This is a genomic window from Nocardia sp. NPDC058518, from assembly GCF_042719655.1.
GTDB lineage: Bacteria > Actinomycetota > Actinomycetes > Mycobacteriales > Mycobacteriaceae > Nocardia.
This window is the reverse complement of the sequence record NZ_JBHXNJ010000037.1, coordinates 1-25,414: the sequence shown is the minus strand read 5'-3', so window position 1 is coordinate 25,414 and position 25,414 is coordinate 1. Positions and strand designations below refer to the sequence as shown.

23 protein-coding genes are annotated in these 25,414 nt (G+C 61.1%); 2 read left to right on the top strand and 21 right to left on the bottom strand.

All coding sequences use genetic code 11. The features are described 5' to 3' along the window. Window positions 1–299 precede the first annotated feature (299 nt). From ACFWPX_RS35570 to ACFWPX_RS35520, 11 genes are all read right to left on the bottom strand, one after another. Window positions 300–6,074 carry a PA14 domain-containing protein gene (locus ACFWPX_RS35570; RefSeq protein ID WP_378933079.1) on the bottom strand — a complete coding sequence of 1,925 codons (5,775 nt, stop codon included), beginning with the start codon at window positions 6,072–6,074 and terminating at the stop codon, window positions 300–302. A gap of 202 nt (window positions 6,075–6,276) precedes the next feature. Then, a complete protein-coding gene (locus ACFWPX_RS35565; protein WP_378933076.1) occupies window positions 6,277–7,473 on the bottom strand; it encodes a hypothetical protein in 1,197 nt (398 codons plus the stop codon). A 13-nt stretch (window positions 7,474–7,486) separates the two neighbouring features. Beyond that, complete coding sequence (locus ACFWPX_RS35560; protein WP_378933073.1) at window positions 7,487–7,849, bottom strand: hypothetical protein; 363 nt, start codon at window positions 7,847–7,849, stop codon at window positions 7,487–7,489. 37 nt (window positions 7,850–7,886) lie between these two features. Then, complete coding sequence (locus tag ACFWPX_RS35555) at window positions 7,887–8,216, bottom strand: hypothetical protein (protein WP_378933070.1); 330 nt, start codon at window positions 8,214–8,216, stop codon at window positions 7,887–7,889. Window positions 8,217–8,227: 11 nt separating this feature from the next. Continuing rightward, window positions 8,228–8,422, bottom strand: a complete 195-nt coding sequence (locus tag ACFWPX_RS35550; protein ID WP_378933066.1) for a hypothetical protein — start codon at window positions 8,420–8,422, stop codon at window positions 8,228–8,230. Beyond that, on the bottom strand, window positions 8,419–10,062 hold the full coding sequence (locus tag ACFWPX_RS35545) for a hypothetical protein (RefSeq protein WP_378933063.1): 1,644 nt from the start codon (window positions 10,060–10,062) through the stop codon (window positions 8,419–8,421). Before ACFWPX_RS35545 ends, ACFWPX_RS35550 begins: the two co-directional genes overlap by 4 nt. Beyond that, window positions 10,059–11,531 (bottom strand): hypothetical protein, encoded by a 1,473-nt coding sequence (locus ACFWPX_RS35540; protein ID WP_378933060.1) that lies wholly within the window; start codon window positions 11,529–11,531, stop codon window positions 10,059–10,061. The genes ACFWPX_RS35545 and ACFWPX_RS35540 overlap by 4 nt, the downstream gene beginning before the upstream one ends. Before the next feature lie 89 nt (window positions 11,532–11,620). After that, window positions 11,621–12,046 (bottom strand): DUF2744 domain-containing protein, encoded by a 426-nt coding sequence (locus tag ACFWPX_RS35535; RefSeq protein ID WP_378933057.1) that lies wholly within the window; start codon window positions 12,044–12,046, stop codon window positions 11,621–11,623. Between the two features lie 26 nt (window positions 12,047–12,072). After that, a complete protein-coding gene (locus ACFWPX_RS35530; protein ID WP_378933054.1) occupies window positions 12,073–13,755 on the bottom strand; it encodes a phage tail protein in 1,683 nt (560 codons plus the stop codon). Continuing rightward, window positions 13,752–14,615 (bottom strand): phage tail protein, encoded by an 864-nt coding sequence (locus ACFWPX_RS35525; protein ID WP_378933051.1) that lies wholly within the window; start codon window positions 14,613–14,615, stop codon window positions 13,752–13,754. The genes ACFWPX_RS35530 and ACFWPX_RS35525 overlap by 4 nt, the downstream gene beginning before the upstream one ends. A gap of 107 nt (window positions 14,616–14,722) precedes the next feature. Further along, window positions 14,723–16,474, bottom strand: a complete 1,752-nt coding sequence (locus ACFWPX_RS35520; RefSeq protein ID WP_378933049.1) for a hypothetical protein — start codon at window positions 16,472–16,474, stop codon at window positions 14,723–14,725. A gap of 144 nt (window positions 16,475–16,618) precedes the next feature. Here ACFWPX_RS35520 and ACFWPX_RS35515 point away from each other — a divergent pair, with 144 nt between their 5' ends. Further along, window positions 16,619–17,032, top strand: coding sequence for a hypothetical protein (locus ACFWPX_RS35515; RefSeq protein WP_378933045.1), 414 nt, complete (start codon window positions 16,619–16,621; stop codon window positions 17,030–17,032). A gap of 81 nt (window positions 17,033–17,113) precedes the next feature. Here the strand turns inward: ACFWPX_RS35515 and ACFWPX_RS35510 are convergent, their stop codons facing one another. Together ACFWPX_RS35510 and ACFWPX_RS35505 are read right to left on the bottom strand one after the other, a co-directional pair. Beyond that, window positions 17,114–18,994, bottom strand: coding sequence for a hypothetical protein (locus ACFWPX_RS35510; protein ID WP_378933042.1), 1,881 nt, complete (start codon window positions 18,992–18,994; stop codon window positions 17,114–17,116). A 3-nt stretch (window positions 18,995–18,997) separates the two neighbouring features. Beyond that, window positions 18,998–19,774, bottom strand: coding sequence for a hypothetical protein (locus tag ACFWPX_RS35505; RefSeq protein WP_378933040.1), 777 nt, complete (start codon window positions 19,772–19,774; stop codon window positions 18,998–19,000). A gap of 51 nt (window positions 19,775–19,825) precedes the next feature. On the opposite strand from ACFWPX_RS35505, the gene ACFWPX_RS35500 reads away from it, so the two are divergent. Then, window positions 19,826–20,533, top strand: coding sequence for a hypothetical protein (locus ACFWPX_RS35500; RefSeq protein WP_378933037.1), 708 nt, complete (start codon window positions 19,826–19,828; stop codon window positions 20,531–20,533). Window positions 20,534–20,548: 15 nt separating this feature from the next. On the opposite strand, the gene ACFWPX_RS35495 is transcribed toward ACFWPX_RS35500, so the two are convergent. The 8 genes from ACFWPX_RS35495 to ACFWPX_RS35460 form a co-directional block, all read right to left on the bottom strand. Then, the gene (locus ACFWPX_RS35495) at window positions 20,549–20,845 is read right to left on the bottom strand and encodes a hypothetical protein (protein WP_378933034.1); all 297 of its coding nucleotides are present in this window, start codon (window positions 20,843–20,845) and stop codon (window positions 20,549–20,551) included. Window positions 20,846–21,006: 161 nt separating this feature from the next. Then, on the bottom strand, window positions 21,007–21,351 hold the full coding sequence (locus ACFWPX_RS35490) for a hypothetical protein (protein ID WP_378933031.1): 345 nt from the start codon (window positions 21,349–21,351) through the stop codon (window positions 21,007–21,009). Window positions 21,352–21,650: 299 nt separating this feature from the next. After that, a complete protein-coding gene (locus ACFWPX_RS35485; RefSeq protein WP_378933028.1) occupies window positions 21,651–22,316 on the bottom strand; it encodes a hypothetical protein in 666 nt (221 codons plus the stop codon). A gap of 34 nt (window positions 22,317–22,350) precedes the next feature. Beyond that, window positions 22,351–22,806 (bottom strand): hypothetical protein, encoded by a 456-nt coding sequence (locus ACFWPX_RS35480; RefSeq protein ID WP_378933024.1) that lies wholly within the window; start codon window positions 22,804–22,806, stop codon window positions 22,351–22,353. 195 nt (window positions 22,807–23,001) lie between these two features. Next, a complete protein-coding gene (locus ACFWPX_RS35475; RefSeq protein WP_378933021.1) occupies window positions 23,002–23,778 on the bottom strand; it encodes an N-acetylmuramoyl-L-alanine amidase in 777 nt (258 codons plus the stop codon). 227 nt (window positions 23,779–24,005) lie between these two features. Further along, window positions 24,006–24,302: a hypothetical protein gene (locus ACFWPX_RS35470; RefSeq protein WP_378920377.1), complete on the bottom strand. Its 297-nt coding sequence runs from the start codon at window positions 24,300–24,302 to the stop codon at window positions 24,006–24,008. Continuing rightward, entirely contained in the window at window positions 24,280–24,510 is a 231-nt protein-coding gene (locus ACFWPX_RS35465; RefSeq protein WP_378933018.1) for a hypothetical protein, read from the bottom strand. Before ACFWPX_RS35465 ends, ACFWPX_RS35470 begins: the two co-directional genes overlap by 23 nt. A gap of 32 nt (window positions 24,511–24,542) precedes the next feature. Then, window positions 24,543–25,310, bottom strand: coding sequence for an alpha/beta fold hydrolase (locus ACFWPX_RS35460; RefSeq protein ID WP_378933015.1), 768 nt, complete (start codon window positions 25,308–25,310; stop codon window positions 24,543–24,545). Window positions 25,311–25,414: the final 104 nt, after the last annotated feature.

Genomic DNA, 25,414 nt, shown 5'->3' with positions numbered 1-25,414 from the left:
GGACATCGAGTGTAGTGACCGCGTAAGTGCCCTTTTCGCGCACCGAAGTGAACAGAATCAGGCACCTGTACGCCCTCAATACACCGTGGCGCTTCTCTCGCAACAATGGAATTAGAAAGCTAGTACCCATTTGAACCTGACAACGAAGGGCATCGACGGAACTCCACCTAGTGGAAAACCCTTGCGTTTCCGCTTCGATCTGAATATCAAGCAGAGTTTCGAAGCTTATCTGACAGATACAGAAATCTGCATCACTTGTTCTGATCGCCATGGCGTCTCGACCACTCCTGACTCGAATTCTAGCCTGTCATAACATCAATGCGAATAGGGGTGTTTGGATCGATGAGACCAGCCTCGATTCTCCTTTGAAGCTCATCTAGTCGATGGTTTCCTCCCACGATCTTACCTTCTGGCGTGACAGCGATCGCATCTCCAGGCTCAGCATTATTGATCGAATCAACAAGTTCCTCATTCGACAGTTCTTCGTGATACCACGCGGATGCAGGATCGCGACTTTCTTGAACTCGCGAATAGTTATTTGCGATATCACCAGCAGCTTCGGTGTGTGAAGCCCAGCCGTCGTCCGCATCATCCGAACTCGGCACGGGTTGCGCCGACGTCGCTGGCGGAGATACATCCGGAAAGTCGATATCCGGCAAGGAAACGTCGGGCGGTTCAACTTCGCTGTAGTACATCGCCCCCAGGGTGGCCAAACCCGCCGCGAGCGCACCTCCAGCAATGATCGGAATGAGCGCTCCAGCCATTTCGCCAGAAAGGTCAAAGGAGTTGACGGGGTCGGCGTTGGCATAGTCGTAATTGTTTGCTGATCCGCCGAGAATGGGGTCAGTTTGTAGGAATCTGCCGAGAATCGGCAGGTAGGTGCGGGCGCCCATTTCGAGGGTTTGCTGGGTGGCGAGATGTTCGATCGGGACGGTGTTGCTACCGAGGTAGCCGAAATCCATACCGCCTTCGGCGGACGCCGGCAGTGGGATGTCTGCGAAGGCGCCGGTTTCCGGGTCGATATTTCGACCGTAGGGGCTGTACAAACGCAGTTCGCCGGTCCGTGTGGCGGTGTCGTCAGCAGTGAAGAGGATGTCGCCGTGGATGTTGGGGTAGGACCAGTTGTTTGTGTTTGCCTGGCTGTAGTTCTTGGTGAGAACTACACCACCGGACAGTTTCACGATCCGTTGCCGGAGGTTGCCTGCGTTGTCGAGGATGAAGTCCGGGCCTCCGGAGTCGGTGGTGAACCCGTATCGGGTTACCTGCTCGGCTGCGGCACCGGTTTTCACTGTTCGTGTGGTTATGCGGTCGTAGACGTCGCGGGTATAGCGAACCGATCGGCCGTCTTCGGTGGTGGTGGACATGTGGCGGCGGGTCGAGTCGTAACCAAGGGTGTCGGTACCGACCTTGATCGCGTTGCCGTAGTTGTCGTAGGTCAGCGTCAGGTCGAGCTCACCTGAGGTCGTCAGCAACCGGTCGGCGTTGTCGTAACAGTAAGTTGTCGTGGCCGCGGGTGCGCCGTTGTAGCTGTCGGTGAAGGCGGTTCGGTTGGTGTTGCGGCCGGCGTTCGCAGCGGGTCCGCATCCGTTGTCTCCGTCGAATGCGTAGGTGAGTTTGTGGAAAGGTATGGTCGCCGCGGTCAGTCGCCCGACGCCGTCGTAGGTGTACGAGAAGTCGTAGCTGCTGTCAGGGTTGGCGGTGTCTGCAATTGTCTCGTCGATGACCCGTTGATCCCGCGAGCGAGTCACGCCGCTCGTGATCGAGGAGCCTGCTACTTCCCATGCGTTCGCGATGGGGACGCCAGCGTCGTTGTGGGTGATCGCGAGTTCGGACCCGTTTCCGTAGATCACTCGGTCGAGTACGCCCACTGTGTATCCCGGTGTGGCGACCGTGGTTCCGTCCAGATCCAATCGTTCCAGCCGGGATGCGTCGTTCCAGTAGTAGTTCAGGGTCGAGGTGACGCCCTTGATCGTGGTCTTCTCGCTGGTCCTACGGCCGACATCGTCGTAGGTGGCCGTGGTGGTGGCGCCGCTGGCGTCGGTGTGGCTCACGATCTTGCCGAGCAGGTCGAACACCGATGTGCTGGAACCGCTCTCGTCGCCGACCTTCGCCATCAAAGGGTTGCCGCTGACGGCGTAGTCGTAGGTGATGTTGCGGGCGGGCTCCTCGCCCATCGCGGGAAACGACTTTGTTTTAATGCGACCCCGCGCGTCGAAGGTCATACACGACCACGGTTCTTCGTTGGTGCGGGCAGCAACGACCTGTCCAGCGGCGTTGTACACCGTTTCGAGGACGTTCGCGATGCCGTCCGAGTTCTTGACCGCGGTGACGGTCCTGACTCGACCGCCTTGATGGACCGCGGCAGATCCCGACTCGCACGGATTAGCACGGGTTTCGTCTTCTCCGTAATAGTTCGAGGTGCCTCGATTGTCGGAGTCTGCGATGTCTCCTGCAGGGAGTGCGGCGGTGAGTTGGCGCAAGAATCCAGTTCCGGGCTGCTCGAACACCCTGCGGCTGGACAATGCGAGCCCATCCGGGTCACCAGTGAGCGACACGGGCAATCCGAACGCCGGATCGATCCCGTTGGCGGGATCGGCAAAGCCTGTTGCCAGAACCCTGGCCGGAGCGCGTTCGGTCTCACCGCCGGAGGTATTGGCAGTGATCTTGCCGGTCTCGAGGCCGTAGCGGGGCGCCAGGTTGTGGCCGGGCACCGTCGTTGCGACGGTGCCTGGAGGTGTCCAGGTGAAGTCGAGCGCGCCGGTTGAGCCGCTGCGGTTGTAGTAGTCGACACGGATGCGATGCCAACTACCGGGATCGGTGTTGGAGTATGTGCCGGTGACGGTACTAGCTGCCTTGTCCGTCCAGCTGTCGATGATCAGGACTTCGTCTATCCAAAGCCGGACACCATCGACGACGGTGAACCCGAGTTGGTAGTCGCCGGTGTCGGGGAACTGAATCTCGCCGGTGAATCGGCCTGACCATCCGTTGTCGTTGCCGACGGGCGGAGTCGATCCCCATGTTCTGGACAGGGTGCCGTCGGTGGAGCCGACCCCGGTCGCCCATTGCACCGGAACTCCGGACAGCGATGGGTTGTCGTAGACGGCGGCTTCGAGTCCGACGAGATTCTGGTCGTACCTGCGGACTGTGTGCGGCATCGTCTCGGAGCACACAGTTGCGGGAAGCTGGCCGTCAAAGCAGGATTCCGGTGCCGGACCATATTCATCAGTTGGCCGGTCCGCGTGGTCATAGATGAGGGTCTGACGTCGCCCTGTGGGGTCAACGACAGCTATAACCTGGTCTTTTCCGTTCCACTCGATCCGGCTGACATCCCCGAAAATGTCGGTGTCGGTATGGAGTCGGCCCGCATCGTCCCAGGTGACGGTACGGTCTGGTGCGCCACCGACCTCACCGGTGCCCTTCACGTTGACGATTGCGGTTTTCGCACCGATGTCGTAGCCGTAGTAGTGCACGGGTCGTCGGCCCGTCGAGCCGCCGTTGGATGAAGGTGCGCTGACGGCGACCGCGCGCAGGACTTCCGGCATTCCCGGTTCTTCGACGTATTTCTGATAGTCGATCACGGTCCGGTGCGCGAGTCCGGGCGCCGACTGGGACAGAACCCAGTCGTATGCCAGGGGTTCACGTCGGCTGGTCATCGGTCCGATGCCGGCGAGGAGTTCCTGGCGGGTGATGGGGTTGGAAGTCTTGTTGTATTCGGTTTTTACGTCGGCGAGGTTGAGGTAGTTGAAGTCACGCATCGCTGCGCCCGGATTCTCGATCCGTGCCAAGACGTTGAGCACATACCACAGGCGGGTTTCGGTGCCGTCCCAGTAAGTAATACGGCACAGCATCTGTGCAGGGGCGCGGTCGGCACCCGGAGGAAAAGCGGCGCCGCCGTAGCAACTGTTGGAATTGTCAGTGTTGTAATGCAAGGTGTGGGACCGCCCCGAGACCGGGTCGGTGATTTCGGTCAACCGTGACGGTGTTCCGCTGTAGCGGTATTGCAGCGAGGCGGGCTTTTTGCTGTCAAGGACCGTCGCCACCTCGGCGAGGGTGCCGTCGGGGTTGAATAGTGTGATCATGCCGTTCTCGGTGACCGACAGCTCGCCGCCGGCGGCGAAGGCGACGACGCCGTCGCGGCCGGGTGGTGGGGTGAAGCCGCCGTCGGTTTGGGCCCAGGTGTGCTTTCCGCCGACGCTGTCAGTCAGGACAACTGATCCGTCGCGCAGTTCGGCGTGGCTGTAGCCGCTGGCGGGAATCGACATGGTCCAGCCCGCCGGTACCGGAGTCGGATCGGCTGCGTAGAGCCAGTCAGCGGGAACGATTCGCGGGACCACGTTGTGCATGCGGAGGCCGGCGCTGCCCTGGGTGCTCTTGACCCACAACACCATCGCGGGCGGATCAGCGGTCTGGTGGTAGAGCTCGACCTTGATCGGGACGCGCTGCCCGGCGACCAAGGTGACCTCGTCAGCGCGTTTCTGCCCGGCGGTCGTGAAGTTGTCGTCGAAGATGTCGCCACGATCAGGGTTGTCGTAGACGACCTGGTCGCCGACCCAGATCTTCGCACCATCGACATGCGCACCGGCGAAGCGGTAATCACCGTTGGCGGGAGCTCGGAACTGGCCTTCCCAACGCACGACGTACCAGTCGTCGGTCAGCCCTGGCGGCAGGGGATCTCGATCGGTTTCATCATTGAATCTATTTCCCCAGTTCAGGTCGACCTGGGTTTCGGTACGCACCATCACCGGAGTTTCATCAGGGGTGCCGTCGTGGCCAGAATCGTTGAAATACGATGCCCGGACCCCGTGCGGCTCACCCTGAGTCCGCGAGTTGTAGGCGAATGTCACGCCGGCGGGGCCACCGAGAGTGTCGAAGATCGGGCCCGACACATCGGTTCGGACGTTGCCGTTGAACAGGTTGACCGTGACACCCCCGAGTGAATCGGTCGGCGTCGGGCCTGGATTTCCCATCCGTCGGTCGACGGTGAAATGGCCCACCCAGGTGACGGGGTTTGTCGTCGTGGAGCCCTCATGAGAGGTCTCCACCGTCCAGGTGTACCGCGTTCCGTCTTGCAATACATGCCGCGGAACTGTCCACTGCGGTTGCGGCAGGCAGCCTGATTGCGCGACGCTGCCCGTGCGGCCATCGAACCCGGTGGACACCTTGAAGCAGTATGTCGTACCGTCGGGAACTGCGCCTTCGGCGGCGACCTTCAACGTCGTGGTCTGGGTCGAGATGATCGCGTCATCGCCGGGAGCTACAAGAGCCACGACAGGTTCCCCGGCGGCTCCGCCCTCGAACTCGACGACCAGGTTGGCCTGCATGATCTTGTAGGAGTAGGCGCCGGCTTCCTCACCGGTGAGCATGAACCATGCTTCGGTATCACCGGCGGCCACTCGATCGGCGACGAACGCTGTGAATGCCGCCGACTGGATCGATCCCACGTCAGTCACCGCACTCGAGCCGAGCTCGGCCCCGACCACGTCATAGCCAGGCGGGTTACCAGCCAACCGTGCCGTTACCTGTGACGACTGCTTCATCTGCAGATCTTGGCCGGTGATTCTCAGATCCAAGCGTGCATCGGTAACTGCTCGACCAGCCAATTGCGTGAAATCGAACCGCAGGGCAGAACGCCACAACTCCGATGCCCCGAAATACGGCTTCATTGTGCCGGTACGAATGTCACACGTCTCCGCGCACGGTGCACCGCCCTTTTTGAACGCAGCTACGGAAGATTGACCATCGAATCCGAAGGTGTAGCTCGGGTTCTGTTCCAGCGAGGCGGTGCCTGCCACAGCCGTAGTGCCCGCGGGTGCCAGTGGCGCGAAGTCGGCCGCTGGAGGATCCGTCGACGGATCAACACGCAGATCTGGATTTCTTTCTGATTGTTCGCTGCCGATAGCCGCCAGCAGGGGCCCCTCCCGGGTCGGTAGCGAGTCGGCGGTGCCGGGCGGCGAAACAATGGCCTGCGCCAGTGTCGTGATCATCACAAGCGACATCACGGTCACAACGACGCGAACACAGAGATTAAATATGCCAAGCGAATGAAATTCACCGAGGCGATGACGAGAAATCACACAAACTCCAAATAGTTAACGCCGCCTTAGCGACGAACAACGAGCAACACAAGCCACCTTCGGATAAATCTCCTCCTGGACGAGGACACTCCGCATGCCAGATCAGTCGGCGTGGCGTGGCAGCCGAACGATGACGCTGACCACCAAACGGCCCGCACTCCGGTCAGGAGTGCGGGCCGATAGCTCGACTTCGGATCACACGTCAGGTGATTCGCACATACGACGCCGGATTCGCTTGTGCTGTCGGGTTGTACTGCGTCAGGAATTGATTGCCCATCGCCTTTACCCGGACCACATCGCCGACCGCGACGGCGCGGACTGTCGACACGCTCACGGTGGCCGACGCGCTGGAGGGGACCAGCGTGGCAGTACCCGTCGCGACGACGGCGTTGTTGACCGTCAACTGCAGCGTGACGTTGACATTCACCGCCGCGGCCGCCGTGAAGACGATCGAAGCACTCAGTGTTGCTGCGGCTTTCGCAGACTGAGCGACAACACCGTCGGACTGGACCGCCGACCCGGGATAAGTGGCGGTATCGGCAGCCCAACCAGTCACGTTGGTCTGCTGGTCTGTCATCTGGGTCCATGCCGAGGACTTGGTCATGCCGGCAGGCGAAAAACTGGGCACCGTGACCATCGACAACTGCCCGATCCCAGCGTGTGCCATGTCGACTCCCGCCTTCGTGCTACTTCCCACGACAAGCCCACCCGAGCCGACGGCGCCAGCAGGCGCACCCTGCGCTACCGCGAGCACCCCGCCGCCACCAAGAGCGACCGGCTGTCCCGTTCGAGCAGACAACGAGCCCTCTCCCGCCCCACCACCCGCGACGACAACTGGCCCAGCGGCCGCCGCGGCGACCGCGAGACTGCCATCACCGGCGAACGCAAGATCCAACGGTTTCAGACCGGAGAACCGTCCGTCGCCGCCGAACAATGCTTCGGCGCTGCTGATCACGACCATCTCAGCGCTCGCGATTCCTTCAGCGACGAAGGCCCTGGGCAGGTGGGTGTTCAGCATCGCAGTCGAATCACCGACCGCAGTGAGACCCGCGTCGAGCAGAACCTTCCCTGACTTGACGACGACCTTCGCGACCAGCCGCCCCAGCCCGCCTGCGGTGCTGGACGCACCGGCGCGCGGCGAGGCTGCCGCTGTAGCCTGGCCGCTCGCTGCCGGCTGTGCCGAAACCTGCGCTCGCACAGTGTCGAGTCGCGCGGCGACGGCTCCGTTGCCGAGGTACCCGGCGACGATGTACGGCTCGATAATCGGTACATCGGCGCGAAGAACAACCATCGGCACCGCCGGCGACCTCGAGATGGTGACCGACGTACCGGGCGGTGTCACGACAGCTGTGGACGGCGCCGGCAGTGTGGCCCGCACCGTCGATTGTTGCGTAGCCATGCGGCGCCCTTCGTCAGCTCTGAGTGAAGGTGGGGGTGATCAGCAACTGACCCTGAGCACCCAGAGTGGTGGCACTGATCGCAACCTTGTCGATGAAGTCAGCGGCACCACCGGCGAGCGTCTTCCACAGACCGACGTAGGTATAGGAGCCCGCCGACAGATCGAGGGTGACCTGCGAACCGGTGACCACACCGCCGGTGCCGGAGGTCCAGGTCGACTGCTTGCGGGCGTAGGCGGGCGAACCGCCGCTCGCTTCATTGGCACCGGTAGTGCCCGGGTCGGCGGTGTGCACGCTGATGTAGACGGTGTTCGAACCCGCGACGTTCTTGTAAGCGTCGGCGAGAGCCTGGCGAGTGGTAGCAACTGCGATAGCCATGGGATTCCTCCTGGAGAGATGGTGAAATGTGAGTTGATTACTGCTTGCGGCGAACGGCTCCGTAGAACCAGAGGTATTCAGTGGTCGGCGTGGTCGGGTACGACACGTACAGGCGATATTTCGCGCCTGCGGCAATGGCGTCGGCCAGCTCCGACCCGATGACGAATTTCGCCTCGGTCGCGCTGACTACCGCTTGCCAGGTGTCGAGCACCGTTTCCGACCCATTCACCAGCACGATCCGGACCTTGGTTTCGGCCGGAAAGACCGCGCCCGATTCCAGTGCCACGGTGTGCACGAAGTCGGCCCCCTTGGAGAGCACGAGGGTGAGGTTCGTCGGGTCATAGCCGAATTGCTTCTGTTCAGACATGGGGTTCCATTTCAAGACGATGGTTCCGGTTGTGGGGCAACAGGATCCGGCTCGATATAGACCGGACCCGGCTCGGGTTCCAGCGCGCCGATGAAGATGCTGCCGCGCCTGCTCGCGATGCCGTCGGCGACGATCGACACGACGAGCATGTTGTTCTCCACGGCGAGAGCCAGTTCCTGGCCGTCGACCGTCACGGTGGTTGTCATAGATCCTCTGCTTTCCAGTAGTCCCAGCCGCCGCCGTTCACCCAGTCGGCGCGCTCGTTGCCCAGGCCGGTGTAGCGAGTGCGCGGGCCGCTGGGAAGGGTGCCGGTGGTGTCGGTGTAGGTGAGTACGTCTTCCCACCCCGAAGTGGTCTTGCGCTGAGCCGTGAACAGGTTGTTCGTCGCGCGTAGTCGCACCACATCGCCGCCCACGATCGCCGTCTCGACGCTGGAAAGTGCTGTCCAGACGCCATTTTCGTATTTGAAGATCGAGACACTGGACTGGGTCACATTGAGTGAAACGAAACTCTTGTTGTCCGGCGTCGACCGCAACATCAGCCAGGCGTGACGCACCGAGGGGCTGATGATCCTGCCCGTCACCATCACATCGTCGTAATTGAGTGTCTGGCCGTAGAGATAGCGCCGAATACCGTCGGTACCACCGGCCACCACGAATACCCCGCCGGACACCGTCGCGGGCAAGCTCGATACCTGACCCAAAGCCACTGGTAGCGATCCCGAGTCGAAGTTCTCGTAGAAGACCAGCTTCGACGGCGGACCGGCGACCAGACTCTTGCTGAGTGCCACATACGGCACCGAGTTCGAGGTGAAGCTCATCGACCCCGCCGCCACAGTCGCGCCGGCCACCAGCGCTCCTGATGCCGCGAATCGAGCACTCGGCCGGGGTGGCCAGGCACCGGGTGCTCGCGGCAGATCAGTGGAATTGGCGCCGAGCAGCGGACGCGGATTGCCGCCTCCCCGTTGGTGAATACCGACGAAGGCGGTCTCTCCCACGTCGAAAACGAGCTCGTTCGGCAGTTCGACGGAACGCTCGAGTCGTGAGTTGGCGATGCTCAGCGTCTGATTCGGCGACACCCATTCGATCCGGATGTCACCGTTCGCCGACATCCGGCCGACCACCACATACAGCTCACACGGATTGCTCACCGCATCCACGATGAACGTGACGACCTTGCGACCACCGCTGTACCGGCATCGGATGAACGCACCGTCGAGGGTGTTCGCCGGCGGCGTATATGACGGCTCGTACCGGGCATAGACCGTGTGGTCGGCATAGATCGGATAGCCGTTGGCGTCGTAGCCGGCGACGTATGTGTAGGTGTACGGGACGTATCCAGGTTTCGAGACCGTGGCGTGATCCCACACCCGTCGGTGCAGCATGCAGCGCGGAAACGACGCTTCCTCGGTGAGATTCATCGAGTCCCAGTACGGCTTCACCGGCAGGCCGTCGATGATCATCTGCACCTGCGAATTCGTCGCCTGGACCACTTCGACGGTCTGCACCACAGCTTCCTCGGCAACATCTGCCGAATCACGCGCGGTCGCCGCCTGCTCCCGCGCCTCCTGAGCACGTGCGCGTGACGCGCGGGCCCAGTCTCCGAGGTTGATCAGCCCGCCGGTAAAGCCGGTGATCGCGTCGCAAAGCGCGGCAGCCAGTTCGTGCAGTCCCGCTTGTACCCCCTTGGCGAAGTTGAACGGGATATCGGCGTAAGCGCGCATCACCTGCGCGCGCATCGCTGTCTGCATCGACTGCTGCGTAGTCCCGCCAAGTCTGGCGATGCTGCGCGAACCCGCGGCTCCGGAGTACGCGTCCTCGGGAAACTTGCTGTCGGGGCTGGTCACAGGTCTTCCGCCTGCCAGTCTCCCCAGCCACCGCCGTCGGTCCACGACTGACGTTCGGTGCCGAGGCCGGTATAGCGGTAAGCGGGTCCCGACGGCAACGTGTTCGCCGTATCGGTATGCACCAGCACAGCAGTCCACACACCGCCGATCTTGCGTTCGGCGGTGTAGACATTGCCGACAGCCTTGAGGCGAAGTTCGACGTTGTCACCGACCGACGTCTGCAGCGCGGCCAGTGTCGTGCTGTTGGAGCCGTTGGTCCAGCGAACGATCACAATCGCCGAACTCGTCACCGCCAACGACACATAACTGCTGTTGGCCGCATCGGAACGGAGGAACAGTCGGGCATGGAAATCCGTAGGGAATCGAATTCGCCCGGTCACCATTTGGTTGTCGTAATTGAGTCTTTGCCCATACAGATACCGACGCAAACCGTCGTCCATGCCATCGACCTGAAAGACACCGTCGGCGGTGGTGGCAATCCGCGCCGACATCCGAACCAATGCGGTCGGCATTCCGTTTTCGAAGTCCTCGAAGAACGACAACTTGATCGGATCGCCTGTGACAGAGGACTTTCCGATCGAAATGTAGGGCGTCCTCCGTGACGCGAACGACAGCGTTCCCGCAGCGAGTGTCACTCCCGCCGACAGCAGCGACGCGGTGCTGAACTGCGCGTTCACCTGGGGCGGCCACACCGTCGCCGGCCGCGGGATGTCGACCGCCTCGATCCCCAGCAGCGGCCTGCGATTTCCGCCGCCGCGCTGATGAATTCCGACGAATGCCGTCTCACCCTGCTCGAACATCAATTCGGCCGGTATCTCGACGCTCTGCTCTCCGCGAGCGCCGGTGATGAGGGGCGTCTGGTTCGGCGACACCCACTCGATCTTGATGTCACCGTTGTCCAGCATTCGACCGACGACGACATACAACTCGCACGGGGAGGAAACAGCGTCCGGAATGTAGCTGACCACCTTCCGCCCGCCGCTGTACAGACAGCGAATGAACGCCCCCTCCAGCGAGTTTGCCGCCGGCGTGTAGCTCGGCACGTAGTTGGAGACCACAGCACCGTTGCTCGCCGAAAGCTCCCAAGCGGCACGCTGCAGGAAGTTGCGCGGAAACGAGGTCTCCTCGGTGAGGTTCATCGACTCCCAGTAGGGCTTGACCGGAAGCCCGTCGATCACGACCTGCACGCGCGAGTTCGTCGCTTTGATGATCGTCGTCTGGCCGTCCGCAGCAACCTGCGCACCCTGAGCAGTTTGCTGCGCCCGGGCCGAATCCTGTAGCGCCTGATCGGCTTCCGCGCGCAGATCCCGGGCCCAGCCCCCGAGATTGATCAAACCTCCGGTGGCGCCGGTCACCGCATCACACAGATCAGCCGCGAACCGTTTTACGCCGGCGTCGACAGCGGAACCCAGATTCACCGAGATGCCGCTGAAGGACTTGACGATGTCGCCGGCCACTACCGACTTCATCGAATCCTGGGAGATCGTGCCGATCGTGCCGACTGTCCTGCCACCGGGCCCGGTCAGCGCCCCCGATGGCATAGCGCGGTCAGGGCTCGTCACGGCCGAGGCCCATCGAATGTACCGTCCTGCGCTACATCCGGTTCCAGAGATCGTGCGTCGACCAGATGTGCCAACTCGCCGGATTCATGCAGCTGCCGGACGAGTTCGCGGCGTTCGTCGACGCTCAGATCGGCGACCGATCCCATCGTGACCTCCGGGGGACGCGGGGTACCGATAGGCACCCAGTTGCCCGCCTGCGAGATCCAGTGCTCCGAACCCTGTGTCGCTGGGTGGTACTCGAGCTGCTGCTGTTCCGGGTGGTGCCGAAACCCTAGTTCCCACAGATGTTTAGACCATTTACCGAGCACCTGCTGCGGGACCAGCATTGGCCCGTTACGAGGTCCAGGAAGACCGACAAACGCCCACACGTAGGCGTCTTCGGGATCGTTTTGGTTACATTCTTCTTGTGATGGCAGCGCCATTTATATCTCCGGATCTGGATAACGAGCTACATAACGCCGAGCATTTGCAGGTCGCCCATAATGGTTTGCACGTGGCGCAAGGACTTGACCACTGGATCTTCGAGGGCTTTGTCGGTGCCGATGGTGATGCGCCAAGATGGGGTGGCACCGCGGGACCAGGTCAAGTCCAGCGCGGTCACCTGCTCGACGAAGATCTCCCCGGCCGGCATTCCCTCGACCGTGGCACCGATGCGATCTCCCAGGAAAAAGTGGCCACGTCCGCCTTCACCGATCAAGTACGGCGCGCCATCGGCAATCGTGATCTTGTGGGACGAGAATGCCCGCGTGGCCCACAGTCCTGCTCGGATCGAAAGCAATGATGACAGCGTGTATGCCTTGTCAGCACCGGTCTGGAACCGCTCGAAATAGTGCGACCAGCCCATCCGGGGTGGTCGTAGTGGGGATTTGAAGGACATCCAGGCCAGAATCGTGTCGCTGTACAGCGGCTTGAGAAATGTGTCCAGTGGGCCACCCATCGGAGGCAGGCTTACGCCGGCGCCGCCGATGATCGGAATACTCACTGTCACAGTCGATGTCAGGTTTCCAACCATCTGCACCATCGCCGAGATGGCTTCGTTCACACCCGGCATGCTGTTGCCGCCACAGTTGATCTGCACCGCGGTGGCCGGGGAGATCGTGAACTCGGAGGTCTGGATCCCGGTGTACTGGTTCTCTCGGTACACCACCCACGGGTTCGAAGGGAGTGTGCCGAGCCAATCCGTGCGCCGGTATTCCTCGGGCGCGTTGGGATCGGGCAGGTAGTTCGGCTCCTGCTCTGCCATGTCGTTGACGAATTCCTGCACCGTGTGCACAAGGCCGTCGAGCACAGTGCCGCCCTCGGAGGTCCCCGTGTAGTAGCCGGACTTGTCGACGATGTCGAAGATCAGGCAACCGTGCCGGAGGTTCGCGCCCGGCCACGGCGGCGGATCACCTGCGAGATGTCGACGGCAAGTGACCATCAGATGCGCGTCGTCGAGGGTGGGCGCCGCCATGTCGTGCCACGTCTTCCACCGAGAGGAAATGATCGTCCAGATCGATGTATCGGAGAAGAAGTCACTCGGGGCAACCACCATCGACCACCGCGATTGATCCAAGTTGAACCATTGCTCCGGGTCCAGCGGATCGTCGGGCAGGGCCCATAGGCTCGCCTCTTTACGGAGGATGTTGAGGAACAGTGACAGCTTCAGACACCACACAGAGGGGCCTGCCAGCATGAAGACCTTCGGGAACTGAAACACAGCAGGTAGCAGCGGATTGCTCCATACCTGGATGTACTTCAGTTCCTCGTAGTCGTGCATGAACTGAACGACTACGGTTTTCAAGCCGGTCTCGGTCTTCTTCAACGTCGCGGTCTTCATCCGGCCGCCCCATCGCGCGCCGTCCTTGTCCACGGTCACGTGGACGTTCTGGGTGCTCCGGCCGCGCGCATCCATGATCCACTTCGCCAGGTAGTGGTCGGCCGGGAGAACCAGCTGCCCCGTTCCCGACTCGTTCAACAACCACTTGAAATCACCGGATACTTCGGCGTGGGAAATGCCTCGCAGATTCCAGTCACCGTCCCAAAGACGGATCAGCGGCGCAGATACGCGCAGGTCGCGGCGTTGCGTGCGGACCGCGAGCGCCTTCTCATAGATATCGTCGATGCGACTGCTGGCTGATGGATCAGTCACTGAAGCCCCCACGGGCGCGACCAGTTGCGGGGACAGCGAACCTGCACGATAGCGCCGGCCGGTGCGCCCTTGACGGTAACCGGGACCTGCACTTCCGGGGTCCACGGCGGGACCGAATGCATAAACATTCGGCCGTTCATGCGAGCCCACACCGAACTGTTGTCCGCCGCGACCACCATCTCCTGCATCGGGTCGGTGTCGACAGTGATGTCCTGACCATTAGTCAGGGTGGGCATAGTGATCACACGGTTGGCGGCGTTGTCTACCTTCCACGAGAAGTCCGGCAACGTCCACATTCCCGGCGCGGAAGCTACCCACCGCAACCACATCGGCTGGTCAGTAGGGTTCGAGACGGGCACCCACAAGGTTTCGGACGCGCCGTCTGGACGAGTATCTATCGTGGATGCCGCGGTCGCAGTGACATCCTCTTCGATCCACCAGGGGACACCTGCGGTACAGGTCATGGTGACCTGGCTCCAACCCTTCGAGTGCGGGTCACGCTTAGGCTTGAACTCAGGCTGCTCGGACAGGCGAAGACGCAGTGTTCGCGAACCGTATTCGGTTGTGACGATCAGCTTCGAGTCCCGGTCGTACGCCCACGCCTTTCGCCATGCAGAGTCGGTGCTCTCCCAGTTCGAGGATTGCGTACCGAACACATTCACACCGAATACGACGTCGCGCTTCTGCCAGGTCGCACCGCCGAATGTGGCACCGATCTGGAACGCGGATGAATTCCAGATCGTCTTGACAGGGGCGTCGTACAGCCCGGTAGGCGACGTGCCGAGTTCAACACCCTCACGCCCTTGACCTGCACCAGAGAGGGTCCACAGCGAACCGTCGACCCCTTCGACTTCAATCAACGCAGCAGTAGACAACGCTGATACACCTCATTTCATAGTGAAAGCAAATCGCCCACATCCTGATTGGATGCGGGCGAACAGTTAGACCAGAGAGTTGTTTCGAACTCCTACCAGCGGCCGGCGTAGGTCAACGCCCGCTGCGCCTCCAACGTCTTCGACTTCTGGAACGCAGTATCAAGATCCGGAGTCTGCAAATTGATCGTCATCGACTGATCAACCGGACCACCACCAGCAACACCAGCACCCACCAACGCCTTCGCCGGCATCACCTGCTTAGCCACCAAACGCGCCATCGAACCCGACTGCTGCGCTACAGACTTAACCATCGACGGATCCATACCCGACCGCAACAAATCAACAGCCTGCGCACCAGCCCGCGCCGCAGCAGGCACCCCGTCCTTCACACCGAACGTCTTCATGAAATCGCCGGACTGACCCGAAACGAACGCACTCGCCGCGTCACCGAGCCCACCAGCAGCCTTATCCAACACCGACGACAACGCAGGATTCCCGACCTTCACACCAGAACCACCCTGCAACTGCTCCAAAGCCTTCTTGGCCTGATCACCAGCCCACCCCGACATCGACGTCGCACCCATCACCCCCTGCGCGAAACCAGGAACACCCTTGTTGATCGCCTCCAACAACGGCTTGAACCGCCCCGCCGAAGCCGCATTGACAACAAACTCACCATTCGACAAAAACGCCGGAATCATGTCACCGATCGACGACCCACTCCCAGCAACAGGACCACCCGCCGCGAACTTACTCGCAAGCCACTTCTTCGCCTGCCCAACCTTCTTCACTCCCGCACCAGCAACGCTGCTGACCGCCGGGGCAGCTTTGCTCACAGCAGCTCCGGCAACACTGGAAGCGGCGGAACCAATGCCGCCCTTGGCAACCGCCTTCGCTCCACTGCCGATACCGGCCGCTACAGTCTTCGCGCTGGGAATCGCGGTAACCACCTTCGCCGCCTTGCCAACACCTGTCGCAACAGCCTTCGCACTGGGCATTGCGGCAACCACCTTCGCTGCCTTACCGACACCCGTCGCAACAACCTTCGTACTGGGCATTGCGGTCACAGCTTTGGCCACACCTGCAGGTGAGACGTTCCCTATCTGCTTCGCAACGGCCGTGCCAGATCCCATCAGGTTCTTGCCCGATTGATAAACCTTCGTAGGGTCGATAGAAATACCACCGGTGACCTTCCCGCCGAGGCCCCACGCGACGCCGAGACTTCCACCGATCTCGAATTTTCGAGTATCGCTATCCCAACCAAATTTTGCCTTAGCTCCGGCACCTGCTCCCGCCCATGCTTCAGCTCCGACAGTACCGCCGAGACCCCATTTCCCCAAGGTAAGGTCGCCACCAGCCTTTGCACCAGCGAATGCTTCTAGCCCTGCTTCTCCCTGCCAATGCTTCATTCGCAGTTTTCCGCCAGCTTCAGCGAGCACGCCCGCTTGCCCATTTACGAGCATATCGAACTTATCCGTCTGATGGATCTGACCTCCGATCCGTGCTCCGGCCGTCGCCTTCAACCCCCAATCAATGCCAGGTTTTCCCTTTTCCAGGCCCTCCGTAGTTTCAATTCCAGCTCCGACCGCCAATCCGGCCTTGTTGGTCCACGGCGCATTCTCACGACCACCCGATTTGGAATAGAACGTCCGATTGAAGAAGTCGTGGCCGCCCCATTTTTCAAGTCCCTCCTTGCCGACCTTAGGGCCGGATTTGAGAGCTTTACCTGTGTCAGCATCAGTTCGCTCGTATCCCGGCTTGTAACTCTTCCCTTCCGCCTTTCCATGCACACCCCATTTCGGCTTCTCAAAGCTCCATGGCTCGCCAGGGATTTCTTCCCACATCTATCTCGACTCCTTGTTATCCACTTATACAGTGGTGTCCCCTCAGCGCTTCATATTTCAGTGACCCGAAGATGTTCTCGACACCGTGCGTGCTCGTCCAACCTTCCGCTTCCCACGCATAAGGCACCGCAGTACGCTATGGGCATGAGCGACGAAATAGCCTCCGCGAGAAGCGAGTTGGAGCAACGGCTCCGGCTCGCGCTCACCAGCCACCCAGCCTTCGAGGTCCGGTCAGTCGGCCGTCACGAGCTACACGTCGCGCGGCCGTACGACCACAATCATGAGCGAACGCCTTACTCCTTCACCTTGATCCTCGAGGAGAAGCGCCGGTTCGCCCGAACCATCGAGCACTGGTGGCCGACAGAGGGAGGTGCCCCTTGGCCACGCGATCGAGACCGAGAACAACCGGTGCGGGACCTGATCGCGGCTGAACTGGCGGAGTCGGGCTGGACACCCGGCCGCAGCACCGTAGGTTGGGCCTCCGCTACGTTGACGCAGGCATTCTGGGCGATCTTGATTATGGTCGTCTCGCTCATAATCTTTTACCTGATTCAGTGACCACGCGAGCAGTAACGGGTCCCACCGGACGCTAATGTCAGATAGCCATTCCTGGCTAGACGGAACCGTGGCTCGAGTGGACTACCAGCGGCCGGCGTAAGTCAACGCCCGCTGCGCCTCCAACGTCTTCGACTTCTGGAAGGCAGTATCAAGATCCGGAGTCTGCAAGTTGATTGTCATCGACTGGTCCACGGCTCCGCCCTTGGCCATCCCCGAAGCAACCAGCGCCTTCGCCGGAATTATCTGCTTAGCAGCGGACCCCACCAACGAACCTACCTGTGGCCCGACCGAATTCAACAACTCAGTCGCCTGAGTTCCCGCCCTCATCGCAGCTGGCGTGCCCTTCAATCCGAACGTCTTCATCACGTCACCAGATTGTCCGGACACAAACGCGTTAGCTGCGTCCCCAAATCCACTCGAAGCCTTCTCTAAAACCGACGACATCGCCGGATTCATCCCCGTCGGAGCAAACCCTGGAAGCCCTTTGTTAATCGACTCCAACAATGGCTTGAACCGCCCCGCCGAAGCCGCATTAACCACATACTCACCATGCGAAAGCATCGCCGGAATCATATCCCCGATAGACGAACCGGCGCCGAACACCGGCCCACCATCAGCCATCTTCTTCTTTCCGAACAAATTCTTCGCCTTTTTGGCCGTCCAGTCCCAACCCTTCTTGGCAGCACCAGTTGCAACGATCCCCACACCCGCACCCACAACCGCACCGGCGACAGTACCCACAACCGGAACCGGAATCATCGTGCCAACCGCCGCACCCGCAGCAATCGAAGCACCCAACCCAATCCCGTTCGTCACCACCGCCTTCTTGACCGACTCGCCATTCTTCACATCAGAATTGATCGCCAGAGCAGTACCAACTGGCCCCAGCAACTTGCCACCAGCCTTACCGACAGGCGATCCAGCGAACTTCGCTACGGTGCTGACGGGCGCAGACTTCCCGGCCTTTAGGCCAAAATCTTCGACCTTCGTCGAGATTCTTCCGACTGTCGCCTGTCCGGGCCTTGTATTAGCGACCCAGGACCCAAAATTTGCACCTGCACGGGAGGGTATCCCGGTCACCTTTGACGCTGCCCACTGAGCGGTACCGCCAGCCCGACGGAAGGGTGTATTCTTCTCCGCAACGGTGTCCAACTGATTTGCCACTACCTTGCCAGTTGCGGAAGAATTCATGCCTTCCGCGCGAAGCCTGGATACAGCCTGGGCCGCCAGCCGCGGGGTGGGCAAAAAATGTGTACCCCAGCGAGCCGTCTCAGTTCGATCGACATTCAAATTTCGCCAACGATTATCCTTACCCGCACTAGGTCCATGAGCAAAATATAGAGGTGGTGACGGTTTTGCCTGCAATACACCGCCCTTGCGCGCATCATCCAATGCGTTATCGAGTGCTGTGCTCCGAGACGGTCCTAGCTTGACGCCGCCCCGCCGAATTTCCGAAAAGGCCGATAATTGATTGGGAGTGTAGCCTTTTGTCTCTGGCCGGCCTTTAAGCCAGGCCGGTATGCCTGGAATTTTCGATAGCGCCACCTGTTGCGGATATGGCGTCCATGAAGTCTTGGATTCCCCAACAACAAGTGAAGTTTTACGTCCAAAAAGTCCCGTGTTACGTAATGCGGGGACGTCCGGCCTGTACGCTTTCCCGGATTCAGGATCAGGCATACTTACTGGGCGATCGCCCGGCAACAAATGATTATTCCAACTACTGTACAATTCTCGTTGGAGGGTTTCTCCGTACAGTTTTCCAACTCTGCTGTCATACTTGGGAAACGCGGGCATGCCCTGAAACTCAGGACCGGCCTTCTTGACGAACCGTGGATCGAACTTTGGAATCCGTTCCCAAACCTGTCGACCCAGTCGATCAGCGACCGCGTCGCGCCCATAGACTGCCCCGACAAGACCGGACACGCCTGCGGCAATACCGTCCTCACGCTCAATAGGCGCCATTACTCAACTCCTTGCGAATAGCCTTCTACGAAAAGGGTTACGAATGCAATAGTCCTTATAGCCAGAGGACTCTTCTATGAAGAATTCATTCAATGCCATGACGCGCCTGACCGAATCAAGAGTGTTCATACCCACCGGTCGGCCACTGTACCAACGGATCGTCCTCGATACAGATCGATACTCTCCATTAACTACGCCCAGCATCAGCGCTGTACGAATTGGCACCGGGCTGATATTCCATCGCGCGAATTTTCCTTTTACCTTCTCACGCCGGGACACAACAGCGAGAAGGCTATTGAAGTCGGCTCGTTCATCGAACCACTCCTCGCTCCGCACAGAAACCACGTCGCGTAGCTTACCGGCGATGTGCGCGGGATACGTTTCATCGGAAGAAACGACAACACCCATAACACCTAGGAATCCTGGATCATTAAAGCTCACTTCATCGACAGTGCCGGCGATGCGAGCTTTGAAATTCCACTCGAGCTGAGCCGGCCCCGGCAACCGGTTCCAGAGATCTGCAACGTCACATGAAATCAAGCTGATCCGACCCGAAATCTCGTATCGATTCAACGACCGCTTTCCGATATCGAACCAAAAAGCCCGATGTAGGTTGGCGATGTCTGACTCGCCGCCGACCAGCACAACTGTTGCGACTAGGTCGTCGGCCATGTTGATGGCATCGCTCGGCCAATCTGGTCTATGATTTCTCACATATCCGATCTGGGAGAACTCTGATTCGATATCAGCTATCAGTCGCGTCAAAAACTCTTGAGTCATGGAGTCATAGTAGCGCGGTTTGCTTTTATCTTCGCCCGGTATCATGAGCTCATGAGTTCCTCAGGGGGATCGCGGCTGGATCGAGCGATCGACAAACATCTGATGTCCAGTATGGATGCGCGTGGTTTTTCGTTGAAACCGAACCCTCGGGGTCCGGATACAGGATGGTTCGTATGGGACCGCCAGCTCCCGCACAACCTCAGTATTGCTATCGAGGTGATTTCATCGGGCATTGGTCGCGGCAGCGCTATCCAACTAGATGGGATTATCCATCTCGTCTCGGAACTGGTAGTGGCCAAATTTCAATCGATGCCCGTAGAGTTCGCGGATTCACTTCCAATCAAGCGATTCTCGATCGATTCGGCTATACACCTGTGGACGCCAGAGGAGAAACGGAATAGATCTATTGTTGCACGAAGCGTGGACGTAGAATCTGTCTGCAATGAATTTTCCGAGACCTTCGTAACGCGCGCCATAAAATGGGCGGCCGAACGTGACAGCAGCGCGAAACTTCTCAGGGTCGCAAAACATCGAGAACGGGTCGATCGTTTTTGGCTCAACATCAGTCCGACCACTGTGCGCGGCGTTGCCTTACATCTGGCCACTATTGGAGAATACAAACTAACGAGAAAATTGATGCGATGGTATCTACGCAAGCCCATAGGGTTCAATACCGGGATAGACTCTCCGGAGCGCGCGAGAGAGTTTGACGAATGGCTGGTATTTGAATTTCCCGATTATGCCAGAGCCCGACGATGATTTCTAATTACACCGTCAATTGAGAGTCAACGGACAGAATTGCGCGATCAACAATTCGAGGCCGCGACGTCGGCGTTCCTCGCGCAATTCTTCCAACGCTGTCGTCGGTCGCGTCAAGGGCACGACGGGCGGCGGATCGACGCCGGCTGCGGCAATGACGGCTGCTTGAACGGCTTGCAGGTTGTCCACGATCGTCATCAGCAGATAGGTGTCGACTGTGAATCCTCGGGCGTCCCCGTTGACTTCGTCAGGTTGCGTGTCTGTGCTTTCGTCGCGGAGGAACAGCTCGGCTAGTGGGCGATCGGTTGACAACGCTGTCTTGTAGTGAGAACCGAGCGGGAGTCGATCTTTGAGACGCCAGATCGTGCGCCAATCACGGGTACGGATTTCACTGGGCCCGAAGCAGTCTCGGACATCGATGCCGCGCTCGAACAGGTCGAACTCGAGCGCGGCACCGAATCGGTCCCAGAACTCTACGAGCCCTGAGATCCCCCCGGCAGCTCCGTGGCACCTTCGCCGAAGAAGAAGGCGTTCAGGTCTTCCTGGAAGGCAAGCCACTCGTCGACCGGACGATCGGCGAATAGTTCCTCCACGGCTTCGTAGTCCTCGCCGAGAACGATCGCCAGCTGTTTGTCCTCGTCCTGCTCGGCGCGGATCGCACGCATCTGTCGACGCGTGATCGGCTGGATGAGGATGTCCTCGGTGAGCCGATACGGACCACGGCGCTTACTACTGAGCTCCTGCTGGATCTCGAAGAAGCGGCCCGCATCTCGGGCGGACTGGTTGCGCTGGTCATTGTTCTCGGTGGTGGCTGCCATATGGGCTCTCCGGTCAACTATCGGACGGGAACGATCCCGCCCAGGTGGGCAATTACTGGTCGGACTTCAGGGACTGGTCGGCAGGCTCCGCCAGGCGGTGGCCCAGGCTGAAGACCGCGTTGATGTACTGGGTCGCGTCATTGACGACGTACTCATTGGTTCCATCCGTCATGAAGACCGGGTACTCGGTGGGGGTCATTTGCTTCCTCGCATATCTCCTCCGGTACCAGTGCTGTACTGGGCTTGCACGCAGGCCGGAGGATCGCTGCGCACGCCCATCGTGGGTTCCGCTGGGCCGATCAGGCTGTCGCGGTGGCGATGCCCGCCTTGGTCAGCAGGCGCTTCCAGCCCAGACCACCGAAGCCGTGCGCGACGGCGTAGCCGGCGGTGTCGTCCTTGAAAGCGGTGAGGGTGACCTTCTGGGACATCAGGTTGGCCGAAGTCCACTGCTCGCCGCCGTACTTGCTGACCGCGACCTTCGGCATCACCTTGAACACGTAGACCGGGGCGGCGTCGTTGCCGTCCTTGGCGATGACGATTGCCGAGTAGTAGGTGATCTGCTCCGCGGTCGGCTGCGCGAAGAACACCTCGCCGGACTGGGCGTTCGCCCTGGCCTGGTCGAGGTTGGCGTTGGTGGTCAGAGCGAGCGTCAGCGCGTTGGTCTGCTGCGGTTCGAACTCGATGGTGCTGATGTCGCTGGTGATGTCGTTGCGCGACGGCTGCAGTTCACCGTAGGACTCGATCGGGGACGCGGTGATGCCACGGGCGAACGCGATGCCGGTCTTCTTGTCGATCAGACCGACCGACTTGTATGCGGTAGGCAGCGTCTGCAGCACGCTGGACGCGTCGGTGAACGCAGTCGGCACGGGGGTGTACCAGGGCGCCAGGAAGACCGCGGCATCGAGCGGCTTGATGAGCAGCTCATGCTGAGCATCTTTGATCGCGGTCAGATTGGTTGCGGGCATTTTCTCTCCATTTCGTTGATTTCTTCGTGTTTCGCTAGCTCTGGCGCCGGGCTTGGACTGTGAATCCGAGCTCTACGAGTTGGCTGACGGGGTCGAGGTTCGGCAGGTCAGCCGCGCCTTGGCTCCGAGTTAGCGTCGGCGGGAAGTATTTGACTTCGGCAGGTGTCATCTCTTCTGCCCAGTCGACCAGGACCCCGTTGACCGACTTGCCTGGCGAAGACAGGAGCGACACGCGTGCTTGACCAGCAGCCGTCTGAGCACCGGCGCGGTCGGACGCGACGGCGGTTACCCTCACCTTCGCGGTGTAGGTGATCTCGTTGATGTCGGTGCTGCCACCGATCTGACGGACCCAGAAGAACGGGTACTGCGCTACGACTAGGTCGCCCGAGGCGGGCAAGGTCGTCAATGTTGTCGCGATCGGTGCGAGCAGGTCGACCAGAAACCTCTCGAAGTCGGGGAATTCCCCAGGTCTGGGATAAGGCGAAGTCACTGCTTCACCTCGATTTCAACGGCCAAGATGCCGGCGCCGACGATGTCGTCCGCATCTTCTCCGGCGTCGGAAGGCGCCATCATCGTCTCCAAAATTCGTGTCGGATAGTTCGTCAGAGGCCGAGCAGCGGCAGGATCACCGGAGCGAGCAGCATGGCCAGCTCGAGCAGTTCGAGGAGGACAGGAAGCATGGAATTCACCTCCTCTCAGGTGCGGGCGCTTCGAGGGCCTTCAGGCGGTCCAGGATGTCGGCCAAGGCATCGACCACGGTCATGCCGTCGAGCTGTTCCCAGCCGGCGAACATGCCCGCATCTCGCTGCTGGCTACCGCACAGCTGCTCGCGGATGTCCTTCACGTCGGTGCCGATCGGACCGCAGAACGCGGTGATGAAATCCTGGATCTGGGTTACTTCGGCTGCGCTCATCGGAGCGTCCTCTCCGTCGATGAATGCCTGTACCTCGCAACGGAACTCGTCCATGTCGATACCGGCCGGGTCGATTTTTCCTTCGTGCGAGTACTCGCGGTGGGCCACGCAGTCCTCGGCGTCGCGGCCGATGCGGGCCAGGATGGCCGCGCAGCCGCGCTTGTAGGCGTCGAGTTGGGCTGGGGTCCAGTCGGTTCCGTCGCCGCGGGAGACGGCTTCGATGCCGATCACGTGGTAGTTGGCGTTGTCGGTGGGCCAGCCGGGCCAGGAGCCGCGGCCTGCGTGCCAGCAGACGCCTGCGGCGATCACGCGGAAGGTGCCGTCGCGTTCGAGGACGAGCTGGGCGAGGGGGCCGGGGAGGTCGGCGCGGCCATCCTGGACGATGCGCCAGTCGTTCTTGCCGCCGCCCGCGGTGTGGTGGCACAGCACGCCGCGCAGGTCACGGAAGTCGCCGTGGCCTCGGTCGCGCCAGCCTTCGTGTTCGATGACATCCAGCCCGGCAGCGCGCAGCACGTCGGCCAGCCATACCGGGTCTCCTGTCCAGCCCATGGTCTCTCCTTGTGTGAGTGAAGGTTCGGGGTCCCGCCCTCGTGGACGAGGGGAAGTGCCGAGGGCGGGACCTTCGCTCCTGACGCAGCGGCGACGTCTACGACCGCAGACCACCTGCGGGAGACGGGCGCGTCAGGAGCGCGGCATGCGGCGGGCTCGAATCCCGCACCGTGTCGAGTGTTCTCCGGGGGCCGACCGCATGCAGTTCGGGAACGGCGGGGTCGCCGTCAGATTTCTTCTTGGAGGGTGGCGGGGATCTTGTAATCCGCCACCGGGGGCTCCATGCCTGGGACGTGCAGGCGCAGGAAGCCGAGCAGTTCGTCGATGTGGCGCTGAAGTGCGCGGATCAGACGGATCGCGTCGCGGAATCGGAGGTGATCGTCGGCGGCCTGCTCCTCGAGCGCCACCACCCGCTCGCGCAACTTGGCGACTTCGCGGGCCTGCCACGCTGTCACCGCGCCGATCACGGTGGCCAGGGCCATGCCGGTCGCTTGCACGAATTCAGGGCTTAACCACGATGCCATCCGGTTCACCCACCGATCCGGACACCGGGGTAACAGCGGGTCTGATGAGTGCGCCCGCGATCAGCGGCGTCGCCAATCCGTAAAGGGTGAGCAATGTTTCGATCCACGCGGCATCGATCTCGCGACCGAGCAGATACGCGAGGACACCCGTGACAGCGACGAGTACCGACCTGACCAGCGCGGGTTCTGGGGTATTGCTGATTCTCATGATGTGTTCCTTCCCACAGGTTTTCGCGGGTCTCAGATGCGCCCTTCGGCGACATCGCGGTTCAGCGCCTGGGCGAGTGCGCGGGCGTGGCCGTAGCGGACGTAGTCACTGGTGTGCCTTCCGTCGAACAGGTAGCCGCGGGCGTAGGCGACAGCTCCGGTCCAGTGACTCCAGTTCGACGGAGACCACCAGCGCTGCAATTGCTTTCGAGTAGCCGTGTCCAGCATTCGCTGCGCCCATCGGATCGCCGAGTTCGCGCTGGCGAAGCTGAAGAAGGCACTCAGATCCGCGATGGTCCGCAGAGGATTTCCCGCGGGCAGGGCGGTGATGGGATCGCCGGGTGCCGCGGCCCAATAGGCGGGAATGCCGTCGATCGGTCGCTCGCCGACCACGCCGTAGCCGCCGGGGTCGGTGTCGCCGAGGTACTTGCCCGCCGGTCTACGCGGATCGGCGATCAGCGCGCAGGCGATAACCTCACGACCCGGATGTTCACCGCGGCCGATCTCCGCCGCCAGGTCACCCGCAACCGCCGCACCCTGCGAATATCCAGCCAAGACAACCGGATTCGGTGAGCGATCGATCGCGGCAAGCAGAGCACGTTTACCTTCGGCGACGCTCTCGGCGTAGCTCACGTGCGACCCGTAGTCGGCGGGATACGGGACCATCCGGGGGGTGAACATCGCCTTGTTCAGCGCGTCGGTGAAGGCACCGGTGACACCGTCGCCGCCGGGATTCCAGGTTCCGCCGACCACGAGTACATCGATCGTGCGGGGCGATCCTTTCGGAGACCACAATGACATGTTCGTACCTCTCTGGGACGTGAGTGGAGGGGGGGCCGCGCGGGGGGGGGGGCCCCGCCGGGGGGGGGCGGGGCGCCCCCGCGGGCGAAAGCCCAGATTAAACA